The organism is Parvularculales bacterium, assembly GCA_036881865.1.
Taxonomy (GTDB): Bacteria; Pseudomonadota; Alphaproteobacteria; order JAPOUT01; family JBAJNM01; genus JBAJNM01.
In genome coordinates this window covers 1-21,204 of record JBAJNM010000001.1, presented here as the reverse complement: position 1 = coordinate 21,204, position 21,204 = coordinate 1, and the positions used below count along the sequence as shown (strand labels likewise).

General features: G+C 49.5%; 20 protein-coding genes. 12 read left to right on the top strand and 8 right to left on the bottom strand.

Annotated features, from left to right (window positions below; genetic code table 11):
* Positions 1 to 74 precede the first annotated feature (74 nt).
* Positions 75 to 428, top strand: coding sequence for a glutathione S-transferase family protein (locus V6Z81_00100; protein MEG9860899.1), 354 nt, complete (start codon positions 75 to 77; stop codon positions 426 to 428).
* Positions 429 to 439: 11 nt separating this feature from the next.
* Here the strand turns inward: V6Z81_00100 and moeB are convergent, their stop codons facing one another.
* The 7 genes from moeB to V6Z81_00065 form a co-directional block, all read right to left on the bottom strand.
* Entirely contained in the window at positions 440 to 1,243 is an 804-nt protein-coding gene (gene moeB, locus V6Z81_00095; GenBank protein ID MEG9860898.1) for a molybdopterin-synthase adenylyltransferase MoeB, read from the bottom strand.
* Between the two features lie 264 nt (positions 1,244 to 1,507).
* A complete protein-coding gene (gene cysK, locus V6Z81_00090) occupies positions 1,508 to 2,485 on the bottom strand; it encodes a cysteine synthase A (GenBank protein MEG9860897.1) in 978 nt (325 codons plus the stop codon).
* Positions 2,486 to 2,512: 27 nt separating this feature from the next.
* On the bottom strand, positions 2,513 to 2,962 hold the full coding sequence (locus V6Z81_00085) for an Rrf2 family transcriptional regulator (GenBank protein ID MEG9860896.1): 450 nt from the start codon (positions 2,960 to 2,962) through the stop codon (positions 2,513 to 2,515).
* On the bottom strand, positions 2,962 to 3,456 hold the full coding sequence (gene dut, locus V6Z81_00080; protein MEG9860895.1) for a dUTP diphosphatase: 495 nt from the start codon (positions 3,454 to 3,456) through the stop codon (positions 2,962 to 2,964). Before dut ends, V6Z81_00085 begins: the two co-directional genes overlap by 1 nt.
* 3 nt (positions 3,457 to 3,459) lie before the next feature.
* On the bottom strand, positions 3,460 to 4,677 hold the full coding sequence (gene coaBC / locus V6Z81_00075) for a bifunctional phosphopantothenoylcysteine decarboxylase/phosphopantothenate--cysteine ligase CoaBC (GenBank protein MEG9860894.1): 1,218 nt from the start codon (positions 4,675 to 4,677) through the stop codon (positions 3,460 to 3,462).
* Positions 4,678 to 4,753: 76 nt separating this feature from the next.
* Positions 4,754 to 6,373: a 2-polyprenylphenol 6-hydroxylase gene (gene ubiB, locus V6Z81_00070; GenBank protein ID MEG9860893.1), complete on the bottom strand. Its 1,620-nt coding sequence runs from the start codon at positions 6,371 to 6,373 to the stop codon at positions 4,754 to 4,756.
* A gap of 37 nt (positions 6,374 to 6,410) precedes the next feature.
* Positions 6,411 to 7,151 carry a class I SAM-dependent methyltransferase gene (locus tag V6Z81_00065; GenBank protein MEG9860892.1) on the bottom strand — a complete coding sequence of 247 codons (741 nt, stop codon included), beginning with the start codon at positions 7,149 to 7,151 and terminating at the stop codon, positions 6,411 to 6,413.
* A 157-nt stretch (positions 7,152 to 7,308) separates the two neighbouring features.
* Between V6Z81_00065 and mutM the strand changes: the two genes are divergently transcribed.
* From mutM to V6Z81_00015, 10 genes are all read left to right on the top strand, one after another.
* Positions 7,309 to 8,235 carry a bifunctional DNA-formamidopyrimidine glycosylase/DNA-(apurinic or apyrimidinic site) lyase gene (mutM, locus tag V6Z81_00060; GenBank protein ID MEG9860891.1) on the top strand — a complete coding sequence of 309 codons (927 nt, stop codon included), beginning with the start codon at positions 7,309 to 7,311 and terminating at the stop codon, positions 8,233 to 8,235.
* 15 nt (positions 8,236 to 8,250) lie between these two features.
* Positions 8,251 to 8,685, top strand: coding sequence for a hypothetical protein (locus tag V6Z81_00055; protein ID MEG9860890.1), 435 nt, complete (start codon positions 8,251 to 8,253; stop codon positions 8,683 to 8,685).
* Between the two features lie 96 nt (positions 8,686 to 8,781).
* Entirely contained in the window at positions 8,782 to 9,045 is a 264-nt protein-coding gene (rpsT, locus tag V6Z81_00050) for a 30S ribosomal protein S20 (GenBank protein MEG9860889.1), read from the top strand.
* A 489-nt stretch (positions 9,046 to 9,534) separates the two neighbouring features.
* Positions 9,535 to 9,978, top strand: a complete 444-nt coding sequence (locus V6Z81_00045; GenBank protein ID MEG9860888.1) for a rhodanese-like domain-containing protein — start codon at positions 9,535 to 9,537, stop codon at positions 9,976 to 9,978.
* Positions 9,979 to 10,316: 338 nt separating this feature from the next.
* The gene (dnaA, locus tag V6Z81_00040) at positions 10,317 to 11,837 is read left to right on the top strand and encodes a chromosomal replication initiator protein DnaA (GenBank protein ID MEG9860887.1); all 1,521 of its coding nucleotides are present in this window, start codon (positions 10,317 to 10,319) and stop codon (positions 11,835 to 11,837) included.
* A 207-nt stretch (positions 11,838 to 12,044) separates the two neighbouring features.
* Positions 12,045 to 13,163 (top strand): DNA polymerase III subunit beta, encoded by a 1,119-nt coding sequence (gene dnaN / locus V6Z81_00035; protein MEG9860886.1) that lies wholly within the window; start codon positions 12,045 to 12,047, stop codon positions 13,161 to 13,163.
* Positions 13,164 to 13,293: 130 nt separating this feature from the next.
* Positions 13,294 to 14,508, top strand: a complete 1,215-nt coding sequence (recF, locus tag V6Z81_00030; GenBank protein MEG9860885.1) for a DNA replication/repair protein RecF — start codon at positions 13,294 to 13,296, stop codon at positions 14,506 to 14,508.
* A complete protein-coding gene (gene gyrB, locus V6Z81_00025; GenBank protein MEG9860884.1) occupies positions 14,426 to 16,975 on the top strand; it encodes a DNA topoisomerase (ATP-hydrolyzing) subunit B in 2,550 nt (849 codons plus the stop codon). The genes recF and gyrB overlap by 83 nt, the downstream gene beginning before the upstream one ends.
* 225 nt (positions 16,976 to 17,200) lie before the next feature.
* On the top strand, positions 17,201 to 17,785 hold the full coding sequence (locus V6Z81_00020; protein MEG9860883.1) for an ankyrin repeat domain-containing protein: 585 nt from the start codon (positions 17,201 to 17,203) through the stop codon (positions 17,783 to 17,785).
* A gap of 1 nt (position 17,786) precedes the next feature.
* Complete coding sequence (locus V6Z81_00015; protein ID MEG9860882.1) at positions 17,787 to 18,833, top strand: MBL fold metallo-hydrolase; 1,047 nt, start codon at positions 17,787 to 17,789, stop codon at positions 18,831 to 18,833.
* A gap of 30 nt (positions 18,834 to 18,863) precedes the next feature.
* Here the strand turns inward: V6Z81_00015 and V6Z81_00010 are convergent, their stop codons facing one another.
* Entirely contained in the window at positions 18,864 to 19,991 is a 1,128-nt protein-coding gene (locus tag V6Z81_00010; protein ID MEG9860881.1) for a ferritin-like domain-containing protein, read from the bottom strand.
* A 694-nt stretch (positions 19,992 to 20,685) separates the two neighbouring features.
* Between V6Z81_00010 and V6Z81_00005 the strand changes: the two genes are divergently transcribed.
* A partial coding sequence (locus V6Z81_00005; GenBank protein ID MEG9860880.1) for a hypothetical protein occupies positions 20,686 to 21,204 on the top strand: 519 nt, incomplete at its 3' end.

Here is a 21,204-nt window from a genome sequence, read left to right as displayed (position 1 = left end):
TTGCGTCCGAAACCTGACTGTGAAGAGTATTGCACCTATCAATATTGGACGCATGCCGCAGAGAAGGTAGCCTGATGCCTTTGCTTGTGCTGACGCTTATTTTTGGTCGACTTGAGATGGCTAGACCGTTTTTTATTCGCCCTTTGTCTCGCATGATAGCCAGACAAGTCACTAGCTCTTACATAGGTCCGTGCTTAGCAGGTATTCTAGGATTTATGGAGCAGACTCTAGCCCGCACCCCATGGTTTGCGGGCGATGAATTTACGGCGGCGGATATTCAAATGGGTTATCCTGTTGAGGCTGGAGCGATGCGTGGTGATTTGATAGCACAATATCCTCATGTGAAGAATTTTCTGAGCCGCACAAAAGAGCATCCTGCTTATCAAGCGACGGTGGGAAAAGGGGGTGGCCTGAAGCCTTTCGGGTAACCCTGATGGGCTTAAACGTGAGACGACAAATCGTGGATGGTGGGATTGTCTCCGGTTAGGGGGTTGGCTGCATCATGGCGTAGCCGAATGATACGAATACGCATCTCCAGTGCATCATATAGCAAAAGGCGACCTTTAAGACTTGAACCTATACCCGTTATTTCTTTAATTACTTCCATCGCTTGTAAAGACCCCATAACACCGGTCAAGGCGCCTATAATGCCAGCCTCTTCGCATGGTGGGCTTCTATCCGATGACGGGACATGAGGTACAAGACAACGATAGTTGGGATACGGCACACCTTCTTCATCACGCTCCCAGCTGCGAAAGGTTGCCAACTGTCCGTCGAACCGCCCAACAGCAGCACTGACCAAGGGTGTGCAGGTTAAATAACAGGCATCATTTACCAAAAGACGGGTTTCAAAATTATCTGACCCGTCCGCTACAATGTCGTAAGAGTTTATAATATCCATAGCGTTATAGGCCTCAAGGCGAATGGTGTAGGGGACGATCGTAATATCTGGATTGAGGCGGCTTAGGGTTTGGGTAGCGCTTTCAACTTTGGGTATGCCTATGGTGTTTGTGTCGTGAATGATTTGTCGTTGCAGATTAGTTAACGCTACAACATCGTCATCAATGATGCCTACGGTTCCCACACCAGCGGCGGCAAGATACATAAGGCATGGAGCCCCAAGCCCTCCCGCCCCTATAACCAAGACACGTGATGACAGCAATTTTTGTTGACCCATCCCACCGATTTCTTTGAGGACAATGTGGCGAGCATAGCGCTCAACCTGAGTGTCAGATAAAGCCATAGGGACGCATCAGCTACGCATGACCTGCTCTACAAAGTCCATCCGATCTTGTTCAAAGAACATAACATCTCCTGCAAAAAATGTTTCTGCTCCAAAAGCAACCCGTATTACGGCTAACTCTGTGTTGGTCTTAAGATTCTCTTTCCGGTCTGTCCGCATTGGGTGTCGCGTTCAGGCGAGGTAGGTAGTGGGGTCGCCGAAGTCAAACAGAAACTCAATGCTCTTTTTACTCATATCACTATATCCTTTTGTATTGCGAGTTTTTCAGGCGGGTATATCAAACAAGGGAGTAGAGAGATAGCGCTCGGCAAAAGAAGGGAGTATAGTGACAATGCTTTTGCCTATCATATCTACTCGTCCACCAACCTCTATGGCGGCAGCAACCGCTGCACCGGAAGATATACCGCAGGGAATACCTTCCATGCGTGCAACTTGGCGAGCAGTCTCAAACGCTGTTTCATTGCCGATAGTGATAATCTCGTCAATCAAAGAACGGTCCATATTGCCGGGCACAAAGCCAGCTCCTATCCCCTGTATTTTGTGGGGGCCGGCATCGCCGCCCGACAAGACAGGGCTGTCTTCTGGCTCCAAAGCAATCATGCGCAACGATGGCTTGCGGACTTTGAGGGTCTGGCCTACGCCTGTGAATGTTCCGGCGGTACCAACACCGGAAATGACGACATCCACCGTGCCTCCAGTATCGTTCCAGATTTCTTCTGCTGTGGTTCGGCGGTGGATATCTGGGTTAGCCGGATTATCAAATTGCTGCGGCATAATGGCGTGAGGGTAGTACTCCATCAGTTCTTCAGCGCGGGCAACAGCGCCGCGCATGCCTTGGTCTGCGGGTGTGAGTTCCAGCTCTGCTCCCAACAGTATCAACATCTTGCGGCGCTCTATGGACATACTCTCCGGCATGCACAAGATAAGTCTATACCCCCGCGCGGCACACACAAAAGCTAATGCGATACCTGTATTGCCGGAAGTAGGTTCAATAAAAACTGTCTTGTCGCTGGTAAGACCACGCTTTTCCATATCGTCGATCATGGCTAAGCCGATACGATCTTTGACACTGGACATAGGGTTAAAAAACTCCAACTTCATCAGTATGTTAGCGCGGATATTGGCCTGCTCAGCCATGCGACCAAGACGCACTAAGGGCGTATTGCCCACGGTTTCTGTAATGCTGTTGTATATGCGTCCGTGCCCAGCGGCAGCTGGTGATGAAGAAACAGGGTCGGTCATGGATATCCTTAAATTATATAATGATTGTTATATGGTGAAATCATTTTGCGGCGTACTCTCTGTAGTTACCACAATCTGCTCTTGTTGAGCTCGGCAGTATAAATCTTCCAGAGTCACCTTATCCAGTCGGTGGATGAGGTCGTTTTGAACCTCTTGCCAGAGGGGGAGTAAAACTTTTTGGTTGAGAGGAGAGGTTGCTGTAGGTGTTTGTGTGTCCAGACCGTCTACCAAGCGCACAATTTCACCGACACTAATGCGGCGGCGCTCTCGTGCTAACCGGTAGCCACCTCTGGGTCCTCGTACGCCTTTGAGAATGCCGGCTCTCACCAGATTTTGCATAGCTTGTTCTAAATAGCGTTTGGGAATGCCTTGCCGCTCAGTAATATCGCGAGATTGTACCGGGTCGGGACGTGCATGAACGGCAATATCCATGATGGCCTCAAGAGCGAGCAATGCTTTACGGGACGGTTGCAACATTATATTCCCGTTAAGTTGAGGCCTGTTGAGCCAAAACCGCTGCTACCCCGCACTGTTTCTGATAATCTTGAGGTTTCACGCCAATGCGCTGTAGTAACGGGGGCGATAACCATCTGGGCTATGCGTAGACCTCGTGTAATCACAAAAGGCGATTTGCCGTGATTGATAAGTAAGACTTTCACTTCTCCTCGATAGTCAGAATCTATGGTGCCTGGTGCGTTAAGAAGTGTAATGCCTTGTTTGGTTGCCAAACCAGAGCGCGGTCGTATTTGGGCCTCATAGCCTAACGGTATGGCCATAGTTATGCCTGTTGGAACGCCAACCCAATCATTGGGCTCAAGGGTAAGGGTGGCGCCTTCCGCCAATGCGGCGCTTAAGTCCATACCGGCTGCTCCTTGGGTTTCGTAGTGTGGCAGGGGTAGGCCTGCCCCATGGGGCAGTTGGGTTATATCAATGGTGAGGGAAGTTATTGGGGGAGGTGCAGACGTGGACATGAGTTATATGCTTCCCAGATGGTCGGCAACACGCTGAGCTAGATGGTCGGCTACAATAGTTTTTGGTATGGTGGGCCATTGCTCAATGCCGCTTTCTGTCACCAACAACACTTCGTTGTTGTCTCCACCCATAACACCGTGCTTAGGGGATACGTCATTGGCGATAATCCAATCGCATTTTTTGCGTTGGCGTTTGTCTTGGGCGTGTATGGCAAGAGATTCTGTCTCGGCTGCAAAACCCACAACAAGACGTGGACGGTTTTGTTTGTGCCTGCTTAAAGTGGCCAAAATGTCCGGATTTTCCATTAGGCTGAAGGTGGGTGTGTCGTCTGTGGTTTTTTTAATTTTCTGGTTAGCTGGTGCTGCGGTGCGCCAATCCGATACAGCAGCAGCACACACAGCAACATCTACTGGCAAGGCGGCTTCACAGGCAGCTAACATTTCTTGTGCGGTTTCCACATGATGCACCACAACACCAGGGGGGTCTGGCAGGGCGACAGGGCCAGACACTAAAACTGTTTCCGCTCCCAGATGAGCCATGGCGCAGGCTATGGCATGACCTTGCTTGCCTGATGACCGGTTGGCTAGATAACGCACTGGGTCTATCGGTTCGTGGGTGGGACCGGATGTAACCAAGATTCGCCGTCCTTCAAGGGCATGTTTTTTTTTTTGAGGGGCTTTCCCAAGGAGTGTGTTGGCAACGGTTACAATCATATCAGGCTCGGCCATGCGACCTTCGCCCTGTTCACCGCAAGCTGTATCCCCCTGCTCTGGCCCTACTATGTGGATGCCGTCTTGCTTAAGGTGTGCAACATTGCGTTGGGTTGCGGGGTGGCTCCACATGCGGGGGTTCATGGCAGGGGCCATAAGAACCGGCCCGCGGCGCACTAGCAAAACAGCACCGGCTAAATCAGGGGCAAGGCCATTAGCGGCTCGTCCTATCAGGTTAGCTGTTGCGGGGGCGACAATAATAATATCGGCCTCTTGGGCTAAGCGAATGTGTCCCATTTCGGATTCATTGACCAGATCAAATAAAGATGTATGAGCAGGACGTCCTGACAGGCTGGCAACTGACAACGGCGTTATGAAGTGTGCTCCGCCTTCCGTCAAAATGACGTCTACCTGTGCACTCTGCTCTTTCAGTCGCCGTATGAGTTCCAGACTTTTGTAGGCGGCAATACCACCCCCTATAATAAGTACAATGTGCTGGTCGGTTAGCATGAGTGTGTGGACTGATGGTTAAAACGTAATATTGTGGGGTATAGTATAGGTTTAACGGGTATAATGTGTAGTTTATTTATCCAACCCCTAGAATAACAAGCAATCCTCCTAATAAACCCCCTAATAACCCACAAAAAACTGCTAGAAAAAGCCAAAGCCCTGCCTTTTGACGAGGGACATTTTGTTCGGGAGTTTTGAGCCCTGACAAGCCCGACAAAGAGGATGGATGCACTCGTAGCCCCTCCTCATCCAGTGCTTTATCCAGCAAGCGGGTGATACGGCCTATCCGTGTTATCCATTCGGGCAGGTGGCGAGTAATGTCACTAATGGTCTCTGCATTCTCTCGCAGACGTGAACCCAGCCCCATGTGCTCTTGCATCCACTGGCTGACCACTGGCTCAGCACACACCCACATGTTATGGCCCGGATGAAAAGTGCGAGCGAGGCCTTCTACCACCACCATGGTTTTTTGAAGCAGCACCAACTGAGGCTGAGTTTCCATGTTGAACTGAGCGGTGACTTGAAATAATTGCATAAGAAGTCCTGCCATGGATATTTCGGTAGCGGATTTATCCATAATAGGTTCGCCAATAGCTCGCAGAGCTTGAGAGAACGCATCTGTATCCTGATTGGCGGGCACATACCCAGCTTCAAAATGCACCCGCGCTACGCGGTGATAATCACGGATAATAAAGCCATACAAAATTTCTGCCAGAAAAAACCGGCTTTGGGTGTTAAGCCGCCCCATAATGCCGAAATCAACAGCTACTACTGTGCCGTCCGGCTCTATAAACAAATTACCTTGATGCATGTCTGCGTGGAAAAACCCATCTCGCAAAGCATGGAGCAAAAAAGATTGAATAACCCGTGTGGCCAAAGCGGGCATATCTTGACCAGCGTTGATAAGTGTCTGTGTGTCAGAGGCGGGGGTGGCCTCAATCCATTCCATTGTTATTACCCGTTGAGTGGTACGACTCCAATCTACGGTTGGGGTTCGGAAGTTTGTATCATCGCGAACATTATCCGCCATTTCCGACATAGCGGCGGCCTCTAGCCGGAGGTCCATCTCAAGGGTAACGCTACGAATAAGAGTAGCTGCTACATCAACAGGACGCAGACGACGCACAGACCGACTAAGCCTCTCAAGCCAGTGAGCCGCAAAAGCAAAACTTTCCATATCCCTTATCAAAGCTCGCTCAATTCCAGGTCGTAAAACTTTAACGGCAACCGGCCCTTGGGACGTATAAGCCTTGTGCACCTGTGCAATAGAAGCCGCAGCCACAGGAGGTCCAAAGGTCTCAAACAACTCATCTACCGGCTGCCCCAGAGCGGTTGCTATAACATGGCGTGCCTCATCTTGAGGAAAGGGGGGTAGTTTATCTTGTAGTAGGGATAAATCCGCTGCCCGCGCCTCGCCGATAATGTCAGGGCGGGTAGCAAGAAACTGTCCCAGTTTGATATAGGCTGGGCCAAGCGCTTGAAGTGCTGTAGATAAATGAGGTCGTGTTGCGCCGTGGGGGCTCTCATGTGATGAGGCGTGTGTGCAATAATCCCTATACACGACAAGGCGGCGTATCGCCTGCGTCCATGAGGGTAAGTCGGTGGCTACGTCATCTACAGGAAACAAGGCGTCGTAGCGCAACAACACCCAACCCGCTCGCACTAGCCGTACAATATGGCCTAAAGCCGTAATCATTGTTGCGTTACATTTTTCATTAGAATGCCAGCCAGACTTAAAGACGCCAACCAGAATGTAAGACGGCAATGCCGCCGGTTAGTGGCCGCACTTTTATCTGAAGAAAGCCTGTCTCTTCAAGGTTACGGACAAGAGTTTCACGATCTGGAAACTGGCGAATGCTCTCTACCAGATAACGCCATGGGCCATCCTCGCTGGCGACAATCTGACCAAGAGTGGGTATCCCCCAAAACGACCATGCATCGTAGAGCTCTTTAAGGCCGGGCATAACCATTGGTGAAAACTCCAGACATAAAAATCGCCCCCCTGAGCGCAAAACCCGAAATGCTTCTCCGAGAGCTTGCTCCCGATGCTCCATGTTACGCAACCCAAAAGCAATAGTGTAGGCATCAAAAGATTTATCCGGAAAAGGTAGGGCCTCAGCATTGGCGCATCCAATCTGCAATCTGTTGTGCAACTGCGGTTTATAAGGCCCCCCTGCGCTGAAGCGCTGATGTCCGGCCTCTAGCATGACGAGATTAATGTCGCATAGTGTAACAAAGGTCCCCTCTCCAGCCCGGTCCAGACAGCCCAGCGCAATATCACCTGTGCCACCCGCCATATCCAACAGATGAAAGGGTGTATCGTTACGCGGTGGGGCAAGCCAGTCCAGCATCATAGTCTTCCATAGCCGATGCACACCGCCGGACATTAAATCATTCATCACATCGTAATGAGAGGCCGCACGTTCAAAGATGCGGTCAATAGAAGCGCGGGTAGATAGGGCTGTATCGGGCACTGTAGGGGCACCTCCTTGAGCAAGAAAAAGAGAATGAACGTGAGTAATCTTGACCATAGCCAACAAAGCCTGTGAGTGCCACTCATGAAGGAGATATCAGGTGTTTTGGGGGTTAGTGTAGTGTTTGGTTAGAGGCCATGATAGGTCTTGTGGGGTTATGCCTGAACTGCCTGAAGTTGAAACCGTCCGCCGGGGGTTGGCGGTAGCCCTTCCCGGCAAGCGCATTGTGTTATCTCAGTGGCGGAGACCTGATTTACGATTTCCTTTACCTGAGGGGTTTTCCGGCGCTCTTGAGGGGCGATGTGTGAACCATGTTGAGAGGCGAGCGAAATATCTGATGATAACGTTGGGTGGCAAGAACGACGACAAAGACGATCTTTTGATATGGCTTGTGCATTTTGGCATGTCTGGCCGGTTTAGTATTCACACACCTGATGTAGGGGTAGTGCGACCGGGATATTTTGTCCTTGATACAGATGGAATGGGCAGTCTAAATGACACGGCGGGACCTCACGACCATGGCCTTATTGTATTCAATGATGGAACGCAACTCATTTACACAGATCCGCGACGATTCGGGTTTATGGATTTGTTTTCTGACAAGGATAAGAGTGGCAATCGTCATCTGGCGCGGTTGGGTATGGAGCCGTTCTCCAAACAATTTTCAGGCGAGAGTTTGGCTAGCGTTATGGCAGGGCGGCGGCTTAGTTTGAAGGCGGCTCTCTTAGATCAGCGTCTTATTGCAGGCCTTGGCAACATTTATGCATGTGAATCTCTGTTTCGGGCGCGGCTCTCACCCCATCGGCAGGCAGGGTCTTTAATGGGGCGTGGTAGCAAGCCCTCCGTACGCGCCCACCGTTTAGCGGCAGCTATTCAGGCGATTCTGGGCGAAGCCATCACGGCGGGAGGCTCCAGTTTGAAGGATTATGAGCACCCTGATGGCACAGCGGGTTGGTTTCAACATGGCTTTTCGGTATATGGTCGTAGCGGTGCTACCTGTCTGACACCAAACTGCGCCGGACGCATAAAGCGTATTGTGCAAAACAGCCGCTCTACATTCTATTGTTCTATCTGTCAGAGGTAATATGATAAGGCGAAAATGATCAGGTTTATTCCGAGAGTTTTTTCTGTTGCCCTGTTGGGACTCTGTGGGGGTATTGGGGGGGGGGGGGTTGCCTTTGGGGAGATGGCTTCTGGGAGGTTTACTGCCGGGGGCGATGGTTTTTTGAGTGGGGTGGAGGATGTTCCCCTCATGGCGGGGTTGCAGGAGGTGACCGAGGAGAATCTGGTTTTTGATGTACCTGAGGGTCGAATTGTTCAGGCTGAAGCTCGGGGGACGGTGCGCGTTGAGGCGGTGCAGGAGTTTTATGAGGAGACACTTGTTAATCTGGGCTGGCAACTGGAAGGGGTTGGCGTGAAAGAGATGGTCTTTCGGCGTGGTGGAGAACAACTTGCAATTAAGTTTAGCGCCTTAGACGGAGAGGCACAGGGCAAGGAGACGGTGATTAATTTCAGCCTTATCCCTGCGCCTTGATAGCCCTTTTCCTCGTTATCTCTTGCCTATATTGACGAGTCTAGGTGGTCAGGGTATAAGGCCTATCTTGTTTTCTTGATGCTTATGGTGACTTTAATGGCTAACACCAAATCGGCAAAAAATATGAATCGCAAAATTGCACGGCGAACGGCTGTCAACCGTGTTCGCCTAGGGCAAATGCGTCGTTCTATCCGGCATGTTGAAGAGGCCGTTGTCAGTGGCGACAAAGCACAAGCGCTTGATGCCCTTAAAACAGCGGAGTCACGCATTATGCGCACGGCTCAACAGGGTGTTATTCATTGTAATGCGGCCTCTCGGAAAGTGTCCCGCTTGTCACGTCGGGTTCAAGCGATGCGATAAGTCTAGTGTTCATGCGGTCGCTTGTGAGGCTTTGTAATACTGGTATCATGAGGCACTGAGCAGGGTTTTTCGTAAATGAACAAATAAAGTTCCCTTAGTTATCTTCCACAAGGAGATTAAGTTCGCCTTGGGAGTTTGGTGTGCCCATAATACAACTGATGATGTATCACATTTATTTTATTTCATCGGCCATACCTTTATTATTGTGTGACTTTGCGGGCTTCGCTATTCTGTTCCTTGTTATTTTGACTACGGTTATATAGCTTCTGAATCTTCCGATTTTACTGTTGGTTATTCCTGCTACCCCCAAAGATAACAGAGTGTCTGTTTGACATCCGTCTTGGATTGCGCACTGCTATATACATACAGCAAAATATGTAATGCCTAAGAGTTGCATAAGAAATTTTGTAAGACATGTTTTGTAAAAAAACGGATGTCATAAGCGTAGGCATTGAAACCGACAAACAAAATAATTTGAGGAGAGTTGAGATGGCATTAGAGGAAAAACAATATGCTGGAGATATATCTCCTCCTCAAGCTTGGCAGATGTTGGAAGAAATACCCCAAGCGGTTCTGGTAGATGTGCGCACCGCGCCAGAATGGTCTTTTGTGGGAGTTCCAGATCTTGGTATTTTGAGTAAATCAGCCATTTTTTTGGAGTGGCAGCAATTCCCCGCTATGGCCGTCAACGCAGATTTTTCATCCTCTCTCGTGGTACATCTAGAGGAGCAAGGTCACGAGGCGGATGACCCTATATTGTTTATCTGCCGCTCAGGAGCACGTTCACGATCTGCTACCATAGCGCTAAGCCAAGAGGGCTATGGGCAGTGTTTCAATATAACAGGAGGATTTGAGGGAGATGCAGATGCGCATCATCATCGCTCAACTGTTAATGGATGGAAAGTTGCAGGATTGCCATGGCGCCAACAATAAAATAACGAAACTGACTGTAATAAAGTTTGGACAACCCATAGGTAAAGGGGCAATGGTAGGAGCTATAGGGGTCTCACTGTTCAGGGGTTATGATGCTTTCTAATGGGGGTTGTTTGAAGGTGTATGGGAGAGTTGCAAGGGAATCGTGGGATTAAGTGTTTGTAATGGTTGCAGTGTTCCTAATGAGAAATAAAAATATGGTGAAGATAAAAAAATATAGCGACAGGCAAAAATAACGTGTATTAAATAATCTCTTCCAATACGGTGGGAAGGGTGGCGGGAAGAAGAGACGGAGACCATGGTTCGGGTGATGCAGTTTAGAGTTGGGATGGGATAACATGCAGGGGAATGATAATCGTGATGCAAGTCGCACACCGCACAGCGCAACAAACACTGAAACAAGCAATGACGGTAATTCTGTAGCGCCGGATATATTTCGAAATTGGCAAAATGTTAGAATTAAGCTTCGCACTTTGATGGGAGAGGCGGCCTTTACCAGTTGGTTTGGTAAGGTGGCGTTGGCACCGGAAATGGCACAACACCAGAGTCAGGAAAAGTGTGAGCGCATTGTTTTAACGGCCCCATCCCGCTTTGTGCGTAATTGGATTGTTGCCCACCATAGCGACAATTTGCTCAACCACTGGGTGGAGGAAAATACCAATATTACGGCGGTTGATGTGGTGTTAACCTCAGCAGACATAGGTTCAAGTCGGGGAGCTTATGATGGTAATCAAGAGCGGAAATGGCAGGGTAGTGACCTAACTCTACCAACTTCGGGCCAGCTAACCCAAAGTGTGGTGTATGGACAGGAGGCCTCCCGGTCTGTCTTAAATCAGATCGGCGCCCCTCTTGATCCGTTGTTAACGTTTGAGAGTTTCATGGTGGGTAAATCCAATGAACTGGCTCATGCCGCCGCCCAGCGTGTGGCGGATGCAACAAATGTTACGTTTAATCCTTTATTTCTTTATGGTGGTGTGGGGTTAGGCAAGACTCATCTGATGCATGCTATTGCGTGGGAAATTCGCCGCCGCCATCCGGAGCGCAAGGTAGTGTATTTGTCGGCGGAAAAGTTCATGTATCAGTTTATCCGCGCTTTGAGATACAAAGACACCATGGCGTTCAAGAGGCAATTTCGGGAGGTGGATGTACTAATGGTGGACGACATACAGTTTATCGCCGGTAAAAATTCAACTCAGGAGGAATTTTTTCACACCTTCAATGCGTTGGTTGAGCATAACCATCAGATTATTGTGTCAGCAGACCGCTCTCCCTCAGATTTGGATGGTGTTGAGGAGCGTATTCGCTCTCGTCTTGGCTGGGGGCTGGTAGCGGATATTCACCCGACTGATTATGAATTACGATTGAGCATTCTGCAAAGTCGTGCAGAGAAGGAAACTATTCATATACCACCGGAGGTTTTGGAGTTCTTGGCGCAGCGCATCTCTTCTAATGTGCGCGAGCTGGAGGGAGCACTCAGGCGGGTCTTGGCCTATGCCGATTTTAAGAAACGGCCCGTAGATGTTGAAACAAGTCAGGAAATTTTGCGCGACCTACTCCGTGCGAACAATCAAATTATTACTATAGACAGTATTCAGCGTCAGGTGGCAGAATATTACAACATTCGCATGGCAGACATGCTGTCTGCCCGTCGCTCTCGCCCCATTGTACGACCTCGTCAGGTCGCTATGTATCTCTCTAAGCACTTAACATCGACTTCTTTACCTGAGATTGGCCGTAAGTTCGGCGGGAGAGACCATACCACCGTTATTCACGCAGTCCGCAAGGTAGATGAATTACGTAACAATGACCAATCCATCGGTGAAGACATAAAGCGCTTGATGCGGCTTCTGGAAGGTTAGGCGAAAACTAACTCTTCAAACCGGACCTACAAATAGGTCAAAAATAAAACCTGAAAAGCCGAGGTTTCCTGTAAGATAAGGGAGTTCGTCTGCTATAGTTTTTTTGGAGTGTTTGCTGTATTCTGCAGACGATTGAAGGTGAACAGGTTCACAAGAAAAGCGTGAGCGCAAAAAAGTGTAGAAGATAAGTTGTAAACGGGATGAGTTATGAAAATAACAGTTGAGCGAGGTACTTTACTTAAATCTCTTGGCCGCGTACAAGGTATTGTTGAGCGGCGGAATACAATTCCAATATTGTCGCATATGTTGCTGTTGGCAAAAGACGGACGGTTGTCCATAACGGCGACGGATTTGGATATAGAGATTATGGAATCTCTTGTCGTTGACATGGCAACAGAGGGGGTAGCAACGGTTCCGGCACATATTTTTTATGATGTTGTGCGAAAATTGCCTGAAGGGGCGCAAGTTGAGCTAAACTATAATAATAAGGAAGGCCGGATTGATCTGGTGGCTGGTCGCTCGCGCTTTATGCTGCAGAGTTTGCCTAAGGATGATTTCCCCGCAGCTGCTGATAATACTCTACCCTGTAGTTTTGTGTTGCCAGCTACGAGTTTGTCTCGTCTTATTCAAAAAACCCGTACGGCTATTTCTACCGATGAGACCCGCTACTATCTAAACGGTGTTTATTTGCACAGTACGGAGGGTAAAGTTGGGCCGGTGTTGCGGGCGGTAGCCACAGATGGGCATCGCCTTGCGCGGGTGGATTTGCCTTTACCCGAGGGAGCGGCTGATATGCCAGGAGTTATTTTGCCTCGCAAGACGGCGATGGAACTCCAAAAAATGATGGAGGGTATTACGGCAGAGGTGTCCATAAGCTTATCTAATACACGGATACGGTTTGAGTTTGATGATGTTGTGTTGACGTCCAAACTTATTGATGGAAAGTTTCCTGACTATGAGCGGGTTATTCCTGAAGGGAATGATAAATCTATGTCGGTATCGGCTGCGGTGTTTTCTGATACGGTGGATCGGGTAGCTATTATTCTCTCGGAGAAGTCGCGTTCTGTGAAATTGTCAATGGAACAGGGTCATTTGACGTTGAGTGCTTCCAGCCCTGAAAGTGGTAGCGCTATAGAAGAGTTGGGGGTCGCTTACGAGGGAGGTCCTTTGGAGATTGGTTTTAACGCCGGATATTTGATGGATATTACTGGCCAGTTTCAAGGTGATATGGCTTGTTTTGAGTTGGCAGATAGCGGATCACCTACCATTATACGTGATAGTGAAGATGATACGGTGTTGTATGTCCTCATGCCAATGCGCGTATAACAGTTGCTATGTTCTGGGCGTCGTGAGGTGGGCTCGCTGTAGATAAGATGTGTGCCAAGCCTCTAAATTTTTTCTTGTGAGTTCTCTCCAGCCTGACCATACGTCTCTCCCGGTAGCCTCTGTTGGGGGGATGGCCTACCCTCTTGCTCTTCACCGACTCACTTTGACAGATTTCAGATGCTACCAAAACGTCGTTCTTGAAACAGATGCTGATATAGTTGTATTGGTGGGCGCGAATGGGGCCGGAAAGACAAACGTACTTGAGGCTATTTCGCTATTAGCTCCCGGGAGAGGGTTACGGGGGGCATCGTTTAGCCAGTTAGGGCGGCAGGATGGCACAGGGGGCTGGGGGGTAGCGGCTTCTGTGCTAGTAGCACCTGGAGATTTGGTTGAAATAGGCACCGGTCAGATACTGGCTACGCCTGATACAGTTCCAAGGGGGCGAGTATGTCGTGTCAATCATGAACTTGTTTCGGGGTCTAGCGTGTTAGGTGAGTTTGTTCGAATAGCATGGCTGACGCCGGCACTTGATCGTTTGTTTACCGAGTCGGCTTCTGCCCGACGGCGGTTTTTGGATCGCATTGTGTTGGGGCTTGACCCCCACCACGGGGGTAGAGTGCGGGATTATGAACGTGCTATGGCGACTCGCAACCGGCTATTAAAAGAGGGCGGCGATCGCCGGTGGCTCGATGCGGCAGAAAATACTATGGCCGAATGTGGTGTTGCGTTGGCGCGGGGACGCCGGGCCTGTGTGGGGCAGTTGCAAGATTTGTTAGTGACACCAGAGCTTCAGGGGTCATCAGAGGCGTCGTTCTTTCCGGCAATGCGCTTGGTGCTTGAGGAGGGAATTTCCGGTATAGCCATAAGTGAAATAAGTTCTCTTGAGAAAGAAGAAGAGATTTTACGGACCCGCTTACATGACCAACGCGAGCGAGATGCTCGGGCAGGCCGAACTTTGGAGGGACCTCATCGCTCAGACCTTCTGGTGTTTTACAAGACTGGGGGCGGGACATCTCGTGATATATCTGCTAGTTCGTGCTCTACCGGAGAGCAAAAAGCGCTGGTTATAAGTTTGGTTTTAGCTCATGCCCGCTTGTTGGCGGCTGGGGGGGTGGCACCTCTGGTGCTGTTGGATGAAGTGGCAGCCCATCTGGATGAGCAGCGCCGGACGGCATTATTTCAGGCGGCGACCGCCCTTGGTGGGCAGGTCTGGATTACCGGATGCGACCGGAGTTTGTTTGGTTCTCTTGAATCCGAGTCTCATGGAGCTAGTTCTTCTGGGAAAAAAGCGGACATTTTTACTGTTGATGAAGGGCGTATTTTTCAGCCGGATGGTGTACGATAACATTATGTCGGATGTAGGTCACGAACCACATATTTCTCCTGTCAATGATCACTATGGAGCGGAGTCTATTAAGGTGCTCAAGGGGCTGGATGCCGTACGCAAACGGCCTGGCATGTATATTGGTGATACAGATGATGGATCCGGTTTGCATCACATGGTCTATGAGGTGGTAGACAATGCCATTGACGAAGCTCTCGCCGGACATTGCGATCGCATAGACGTAACCTTAAACCCCGATGGCTCTGTTATGGTTATGGATAATGGTCGGGGTATTCCGACAGATATTCATGCCGAAGAGGGTAGGTCTGCAGCTGAGGTCATCATGACCCAACTCCATGCCGGTGGTAAGTTTGACCAGAATTCTTATAAGGTTTCGGGCGGCCTTCACGGGGTTGGCGTTTCTGTGGTGAACGCGTTGTCTGATTGGTTGAGGCTAATCATCTGGCGCAATGGAGATGAACATGAGGTGGCGTTCATCAGTGGTGATGTGGAAGAGCCGTTACGGGTGGTGGGCAAAGCGCCCATAGATGAAAAGACCGGCAAGCCCATTACAGGCACACAGGTCGTGTTTCATCCCTCAGAAGAGATTTTTACCGTTACGGATTTTGAGTATCAGACATTGGCACACCGGTTGCGTGAGTTAGCCTTCTTGAACTCTGGTATCCATATTATTTTGACCGACGCGCGGGGCGCTAAACCCAATTGGGAAGATATGCACTACGAAGGCGGTTTGGAAGCATATGTGCGATTTTTAGATAATGCCCGTAATGCTCTGATAAAAGACCCCATTCTTATCAGAGATGAACGGGATGGTGCTGTTGTGGAAGTGGCATTGTGGTGGAACGATAGCTATCATGAAAATGTTTTGTGTTTTACCAACAACATTCCTCAAAGGGACGGTGGCACTCACATGGCGGGGTTGCGGGGTGCGTTAACCCGTACAGTCAACGGCTATGCTACTTCATCGGGCTTAACGCGCCGTGAAAAAGTAACACTCACCGGTGATGATACACGGGAAGGGTTGACATGTGTCTTGTCGGTTAAAGTGCCTGATCCGCGCTTTTCAAGTCAGACAAAAGACAAGTTGGTATCTTCCGAGGTGCGTCCTGTAGTTGAGGGTGTCGTTAATGATCACTTGGGCGCATGGTTTGAGCAACATCCGGGAGAGAGCAAAAAAATTGTGGGTAAGGTGGTCGAAGCAGCCACCGCCCGTGAAGCTGCTCGCAAGGCGCGTGAGTTGACACGACGCAAGGGCGCTCTGGAGATATCTGGATTACCGGGTAAGTTAGCCGATTGTCAGGAACGGGATCCGTCGCTGGCGGAATTATTTATAGTAGAGGGCGATTCTGCTGGTGGTTCTGCCAAACAAGGGCGTAATCGCTACAATCAGGCTGTCTTACCACTAAGAGGTAAAATCCTCAACGTAGAGCGTGCCCGTTTTGACAAGATGATTTCTTCAGACCAGGTGGGCACTCTCATTACAGCCTTAGGGGCCGGTATCGGCTCTGAAGAGTTTGATATTGAAAAACTTCGCTATCATAAAATCATCATCATGACGGATGCCGATGTGGATGGAGCTCATATACGCACGTTGTTGCTTACGTTTTTCTATCGGCAGATGAATGAGATTATTGATCGCGGTTATCTGTACATTGCCCAACCACCACTTTACAAGGTGAAGCGTGGTTCTTCTGAACAATATATCAAGGACGAAACAGATTTTGAGGATTATCTGATTGATAGCGGTCTTGAGGGCATGGTGTTAGCCACAAGTGATGGCGAACAGATTTCGGGTGGAGATTTGCGAGCACTGGTACAACAAGCCCGTGTGGTGGAGCGGAGTTTTAATGCACTACCTGACCGCTATCCACGGTTTGTCATTGAACAGGCCGCTATAGCGGGTATTCTTAATCCTGGCGTGTTGTCGGATGTGTCACAGGCGACCGAGGCTGCAAAGTATGTTGCGGCTCGTCTTGATTTGCTGGCTGACGAAATGGAACGCGGTTGGCAGGGCGCACCCCTTGAGGATGGGGGCATTCGTTTTACGCGTACGGTGCGGGGTGTTGAAGAAGAGGTGGTTCTGGATGGCCCGCTTATTTCTTCTTCTGATGCTAGGCGTATGGATAGTTTTGCCGCTGATTTGCAAAAGATGTATATGAATTCTCTTTCTTTGCATCGCGGTGAGAAAACAGACATGGTACGAGCACCAGGTGATTTACTGAGGTCTGTGTTGGGGGCTGGGCGGCACGGTTTAAGCATACAGCGATATAAAGGGCTGGGGGAGATGAACGCTGAGCAATTGTGGGAAACAACTATGGACCCGCAAGGACGCACCTTGTTGAAGGTTCAGGTTAAGCAATCCGATGAGGCGAGCAATCTATTTAGTAAACTTATGGGCGATGCTGTAGAGCCGCGCCGGGATTTCATTAGCGAGAATGCGCTGTCTGTCCAAAATCTGGATGTCTAAATTCAAGACATAATTAGCGGTTGAGGATGAAGGAAGAAGCGTAAGGCGGCACGTAATAGTAAATGTTGCAAGGGCGGCAAGGGCTAGAATTGCAATCGTATGGATGAGGATGTTTGCATTTTTATCAGCATTATGGTGGTTTGTAAGAAATACTCAACGGGGCGAGTACCACGTGAGGCCAAAATGGTATCTCTCAACATAATGAGGCCCATCAGAGGTCCCGGAATGGGTCTTTGGGTCGTGGGTCTTTTGTCTTTACCGTTGACGTGGGCGGTAACTTGGTCCCCCCTTCCGGCCTATGGGCAAAGTAAGCCTATCCTTTCTGACCGGCCTTATATTGAAGCGGTGCGGTCGGGAGATCTTGAAGCCTATGAGGAACAAGTGGTGCGGGGGGTTTCCGTGAATGCCAGAGGGCACGACCGGATTACGGCTTTGATTGTAGCGGCGGAACTCGGCCATACGGATATTGTTAAGTTTATACTTGATAAGGAGGGGCGTGTAGACAGTTCTTCCCGTGATAAGCGTACGGCGCTGACCATGGCGGCTCTTGGGGGCCATGATGATATTATCACGCTATTGTTGGAGGCGGGGGCTGACCCTGACAAGCGGGGGTATCAAAGTGAGCATGCTCTTCTGTTAGCGGTGCGTAATGGCCATGGGGCGGCTGTGGAGGCCTTATTGGTGGGGGGAGCAAACCCTAATGTTACCGATGTTACTGGTCGTACGGCGTTGAGGCTTGCTGAACAAGCGCGTCATATGGATGTGGCGAAGATTCTGCAAAGCGCTAAACGCCAAAGCACTGAGAACTAAGATGGACGATCTGGGTTCCCTTTCCTCTTCTTCTGCCTCTCCTTCCCACAACCTGCCCTGGCATCATTTACCTGATGGCACATTTCGTAATCCGTTAGGTAGTCCTGTTCGTCCACGGGTAGGGATGGGCCGGATGTTGTCGTTTATGCGTCGGGCGATGCGCGTCAAAGTTCGCGCCGATGATATTCCGGCTCATCATATTGTGCCCCGCACCCACGCTCATACTGTTTTAGAGAAAGCCATGGCGGGGGAGGGAGATTTTATTACGTGGCTGGGGCATGCTAGTTTTTTGCTGAGACTTGGGGGGCAGACTATTTTAACGGATCCTTATCTAACCTCCCGGGCGGGGCCATCGGTCATGGGGCCGCGCCGTTTTGCGCCAAGCGGCATTGCCATTCGCGCTCTGCCCCAGATTGATATACTCGTTATCTCTCATAATCATTATGACCATTTGGACGATCGCACTTTAGGGCGCTTGCCAAACAAAGCGCACACACAAGTGCTAACCCCTCTGGGCCTTGGGAATTTTTTTGCTCAACGTGGATTTTCTAAAATTACAGAAATGGATTGGTATCACACAGGGGCATTTTACGGTCTGTCGGTTACCGCAACCCCGGTTGTTCATTGGTCTAGGCGTATTGGGTACAAGCGCAATACGACGCTGTGGGCGGGATTTGTGTTTGAGGCTGGTGGGCGGCGACTTTTCTTTGGGGGAGATTCCGGCTATGGCCCAGTGTTCAGCGAGATTGGTGAGCGGTTGGGGCCATTTGATATGGCTCTTTTGGGTATAGGTGCATATGAACCCCGCACAATTATGCGTTCTTCTCATGCAACGCCGGAGGAGGCGGTCCAGATTGGTCTGGATATAGGCGCACGTACATTAGTGGGTATGCATTGGGGCACGGTGACACTCACTCTTGAGCCGCCTTTTGAGCCTCCTGTTCGATTTCGCAAAGCCGGTCTCGATAGAGGCTATGAACCTGAAGATGTGTGGCTTATGAGTATCGGCGAGACTCGCCCCTTGCCGGATGTCAAATCCGGCAATTAAAGCGGGTCAATATCTCTTAACTAACCACTATTATTCGGCGGCGGTGAGGTTTTTAAAAGTGCTTTCCTCAACACCAAAATTGATGGTTTTGAGATAGGCGATGCCTTCTTCGGCAATATCATCACCGATCATGTGGTCACCCTCACTCTTGAGTTCGTCCATATCCACATAAGTGGCATAAAATGAGCGGGTGCGCTCTGTGATGATGCCGGCCTTCAAAAGAGTCTTCACAAGAACACGGAAGATATTTGTTTCCCTCTGCATCTGCTCGCGTCTTTCGTCCATGGTGACCGCTTCCAACATTTCGCTCATGACGTCTTGCCAGTCCAGACCAAATTGACCGTAAATAATTTTCTTTTGTTCCGGATTAACCAGATTAAACATAAGGGTCTGGAAACATTTCGCCGCCCAGTCTTCAATAATGTTGCGCTCTTCTTCATTGAGTTTGGGGATGGTGCGGTCAGCCCAGATTTTGCCAAATTTGTGATGAAAAGCCTCATCGGTCATCACCAATTGGGTTAGTTTCACCAGTAATGGGTCTTTGGAGATGGTGTACAAACTAGCAAAGGCTCCCATAGCCAGCCCTTCAACCAGCATTTGCATGCCGACAATTTTTTTATACACCTCCGGACTATTGACAATGTCCGTAAGTAAACCCCCTAAGGTGGTGCCAATAGGCAAAGGTTTGCCCCACCGGGCCTCAATGTAACGTGCAAAACCAGTCACATGGCGGGCTTCCTCACGGGCTTGATTGGCGGCATATTCTTGAGCGCCCGGGTCACGCAAAACATGACACAGGCTGGCAGACAGCGACAGGGCCCCTTGCTCGCCATGCAAAATGGAAGACAGAGTCCAACGGGCCACTTCATTACCTAACCGAATGCGATTTTTTTCACTGAGTTGTTTCACACAGCCTAGCCGCATTTCCATGATCATGTCCTCAGGGATGATGGTTTCATTGTCCATGTCAAAGGGTGTGGTGTAGTCAATATACTTAGCATCCAGAGGATCCCAAAAATGGTCATGGGTAGCCGATATAATTTTGTCAAAAGCCGTAGATCGCGCCGCATAGCGGTCTACTTCAATCATTGCGGCGAAATCATCCGGCGCCACGGCGTCATAGGCATCATCTTTGGTTATCTGTCGAACATCGGTCATGGGTTTACCTCATCTCGTGTAGGATGCTTGCATAATAATACCTATAGGGCGAGTTTTCACCAAAAAGTAAATATAGCACGCAAAAGTGATGTTATAAGGGGCACCTGATGTCTTGTTAAGGCCTTGGCGGCAGGCTGTAGAGAGGGAAAGATCAGGATAATCGGAGGTTGATTAGCCCCGCAAATCCGCTATATGCCTAAGACAGCTATAAGGTGGGTTACAAGATAGCAAAAAGATGCTATGAAAAGGGGTTGAGTGTGTGGTCGGTAGTGCGTAAATAACGAGAAAAATACGGGTTCCATGAGGCGGTACGGGGAGGCGAACTCGCCATGATAAAAAGATTTAATAAGAAAGATTTGATAAGGCCGTCTTTGGATCAATGAGGTGGTACGGGGAGGCGAACTCGCCATGAGATCGCCATGATAAAAAGACATGATAAAAAGATTTGGTGATTATATTCTTTAGTAGCCAAGAACTGACATTTTAAGTAGCCAAGAACCGTCATTTTAGCGCAGTTTTCCGCCATTAAAACGAAGTGATTGTTTCAAAATTTTCTACAGGCGAAAACCGGCGGAATACTGCGGATATTTGTAAATTCCATCCACTAAAGTATATAATTACCAAAGATTTAATAAGAAAGATTTGATAAGGTTGTCTTTGGGTCAATGAGGCGGTACGGGGAGACAGATTCGCCATGATAAAGAAATTCGAGAAGATTGTTTTCGGGAACCGGATTCTAATCCTTGCCGGATTAGCCCTGTTTACGCTGGTCAGTGGCTATTATGCGACGAGTTTGAAGCTGGATGCAGGGTTTGAAAAACAACTGCCGGCCGGCCATGAATATATCCAGACCTTTCAGGAATACCGTGACACGCTGTTTGGCTCCAACCGCGTTATCGTGGTGCTCAAAAACCGCCATGGCAGTATCTGGAACAGAGAGTTTTTTTCGGTCTATAAAGATCTGACGGACGACCTGTTTTTCCTGCCCGGTGTTGCGCGCCGGACAGTGACGTCTCTGTGGACACCCAATACGCGCTATCTGGAGATCACAGAAGAAGGCATCCGGGCGGATGATGTTATTCCCGGCACAGTCACCGCCGAGACAATGACGCCGGATAATCTCCAGCAGATTGAAAACAACGTCATCAGGGGCAATTTCGTAGGCTCCCTTGTCGCTCGGGATTTCACGGCTGCCATGGTGAGGGCCGACTTG

What these genes read in the sequence shown, in the direction of transcription:
- V6Z81_00055 (MEG9860890.1), top strand. Translation starts at nt 8,251, where the DNA reads ATGATCAGGTTTATTCCGAGAGTTTTTTCTGTTGCCCTGTTGGGACTC.
- ubiB (MEG9860893.1), bottom strand. Translation starts at nt 6,373, where the DNA reads ATGATTACGGCTTTAGGCCATATTGTACGGCTAGTGCGAGCGGGTTGG.
- V6Z81_00020 (MEG9860883.1), top strand. Translation starts at nt 17,201, where the DNA reads ATGGGTCTTTGGGTCGTGGGTCTTTTGTCTTTACCGTTGACGTGGGCG.
- rpsT (MEG9860889.1), top strand. Translation starts at nt 8,782, where the DNA reads ATGGCTAACACCAAATCGGCAAAAAATATGAATCGCAAAATTGCACGG.
- coaBC (MEG9860894.1), bottom strand. Translation starts at nt 4,677, where the DNA reads ATGCTAACCGACCAGCACATTGTACTTATTATAGGGGGTGGTATTGCC.
- V6Z81_00010 (MEG9860881.1), bottom strand. Translation starts at nt 19,991, where the DNA reads ATGACCGATGTTCGACAGATAACCAAAGATGATGCCTATGACGCCGTG.
- dnaA (MEG9860887.1), top strand. Translation starts at nt 10,317, where the DNA reads ATGCAGGGGAATGATAATCGTGATGCAAGTCGCACACCGCACAGCGCA.
- dut (MEG9860895.1), bottom strand. Translation starts at nt 3,456, where the DNA reads ATGTCCACGTCTGCACCTCCCCCAATAACTTCCCTCACCATTGATATA.
- moeB (MEG9860898.1), bottom strand. Translation starts at nt 1,243, where the DNA reads ATGGCTTTATCTGACACTCAGGTTGAGCGCTATGCTCGCCACATTGTC.
- V6Z81_00100 (MEG9860899.1), top strand. Translation starts at nt 75, where the DNA reads ATGCCTTTGCTTGTGCTGACGCTTATTTTTGGTCGACTTGAGATGGCT.
- V6Z81_00015 (MEG9860882.1), top strand. Translation starts at nt 17,787, where the DNA reads ATGGACGATCTGGGTTCCCTTTCCTCTTCTTCTGCCTCTCCTTCCCAC.
- cysK (MEG9860897.1), bottom strand. Translation starts at nt 2,485, where the DNA reads ATGACCGACCCTGTTTCTTCATCACCAGCTGCCGCTGGGCACGGACGC.
- dnaN (MEG9860886.1), top strand. Translation starts at nt 12,045, where the DNA reads ATGAAAATAACAGTTGAGCGAGGTACTTTACTTAAATCTCTTGGCCGC.
- recF (MEG9860885.1), top strand. Translation starts at nt 13,294, where the DNA reads ATGGCCTACCCTCTTGCTCTTCACCGACTCACTTTGACAGATTTCAGA.
- gyrB (MEG9860884.1), top strand. Translation starts at nt 14,426, where the DNA reads ATGGAGCTAGTTCTTCTGGGAAAAAAGCGGACATTTTTACTGTTGATG.
- mutM (MEG9860891.1), top strand. Translation starts at nt 7,309, where the DNA reads ATGCCTGAACTGCCTGAAGTTGAAACCGTCCGCCGGGGGTTGGCGGTA.
- V6Z81_00085 (MEG9860896.1), bottom strand. Translation starts at nt 2,962, where the DNA reads ATGTTGCAACCGTCCCGTAAAGCATTGCTCGCTCTTGAGGCCATCATG.
- V6Z81_00045 (MEG9860888.1), top strand. Translation starts at nt 9,535, where the DNA reads ATGGCATTAGAGGAAAAACAATATGCTGGAGATATATCTCCTCCTCAA.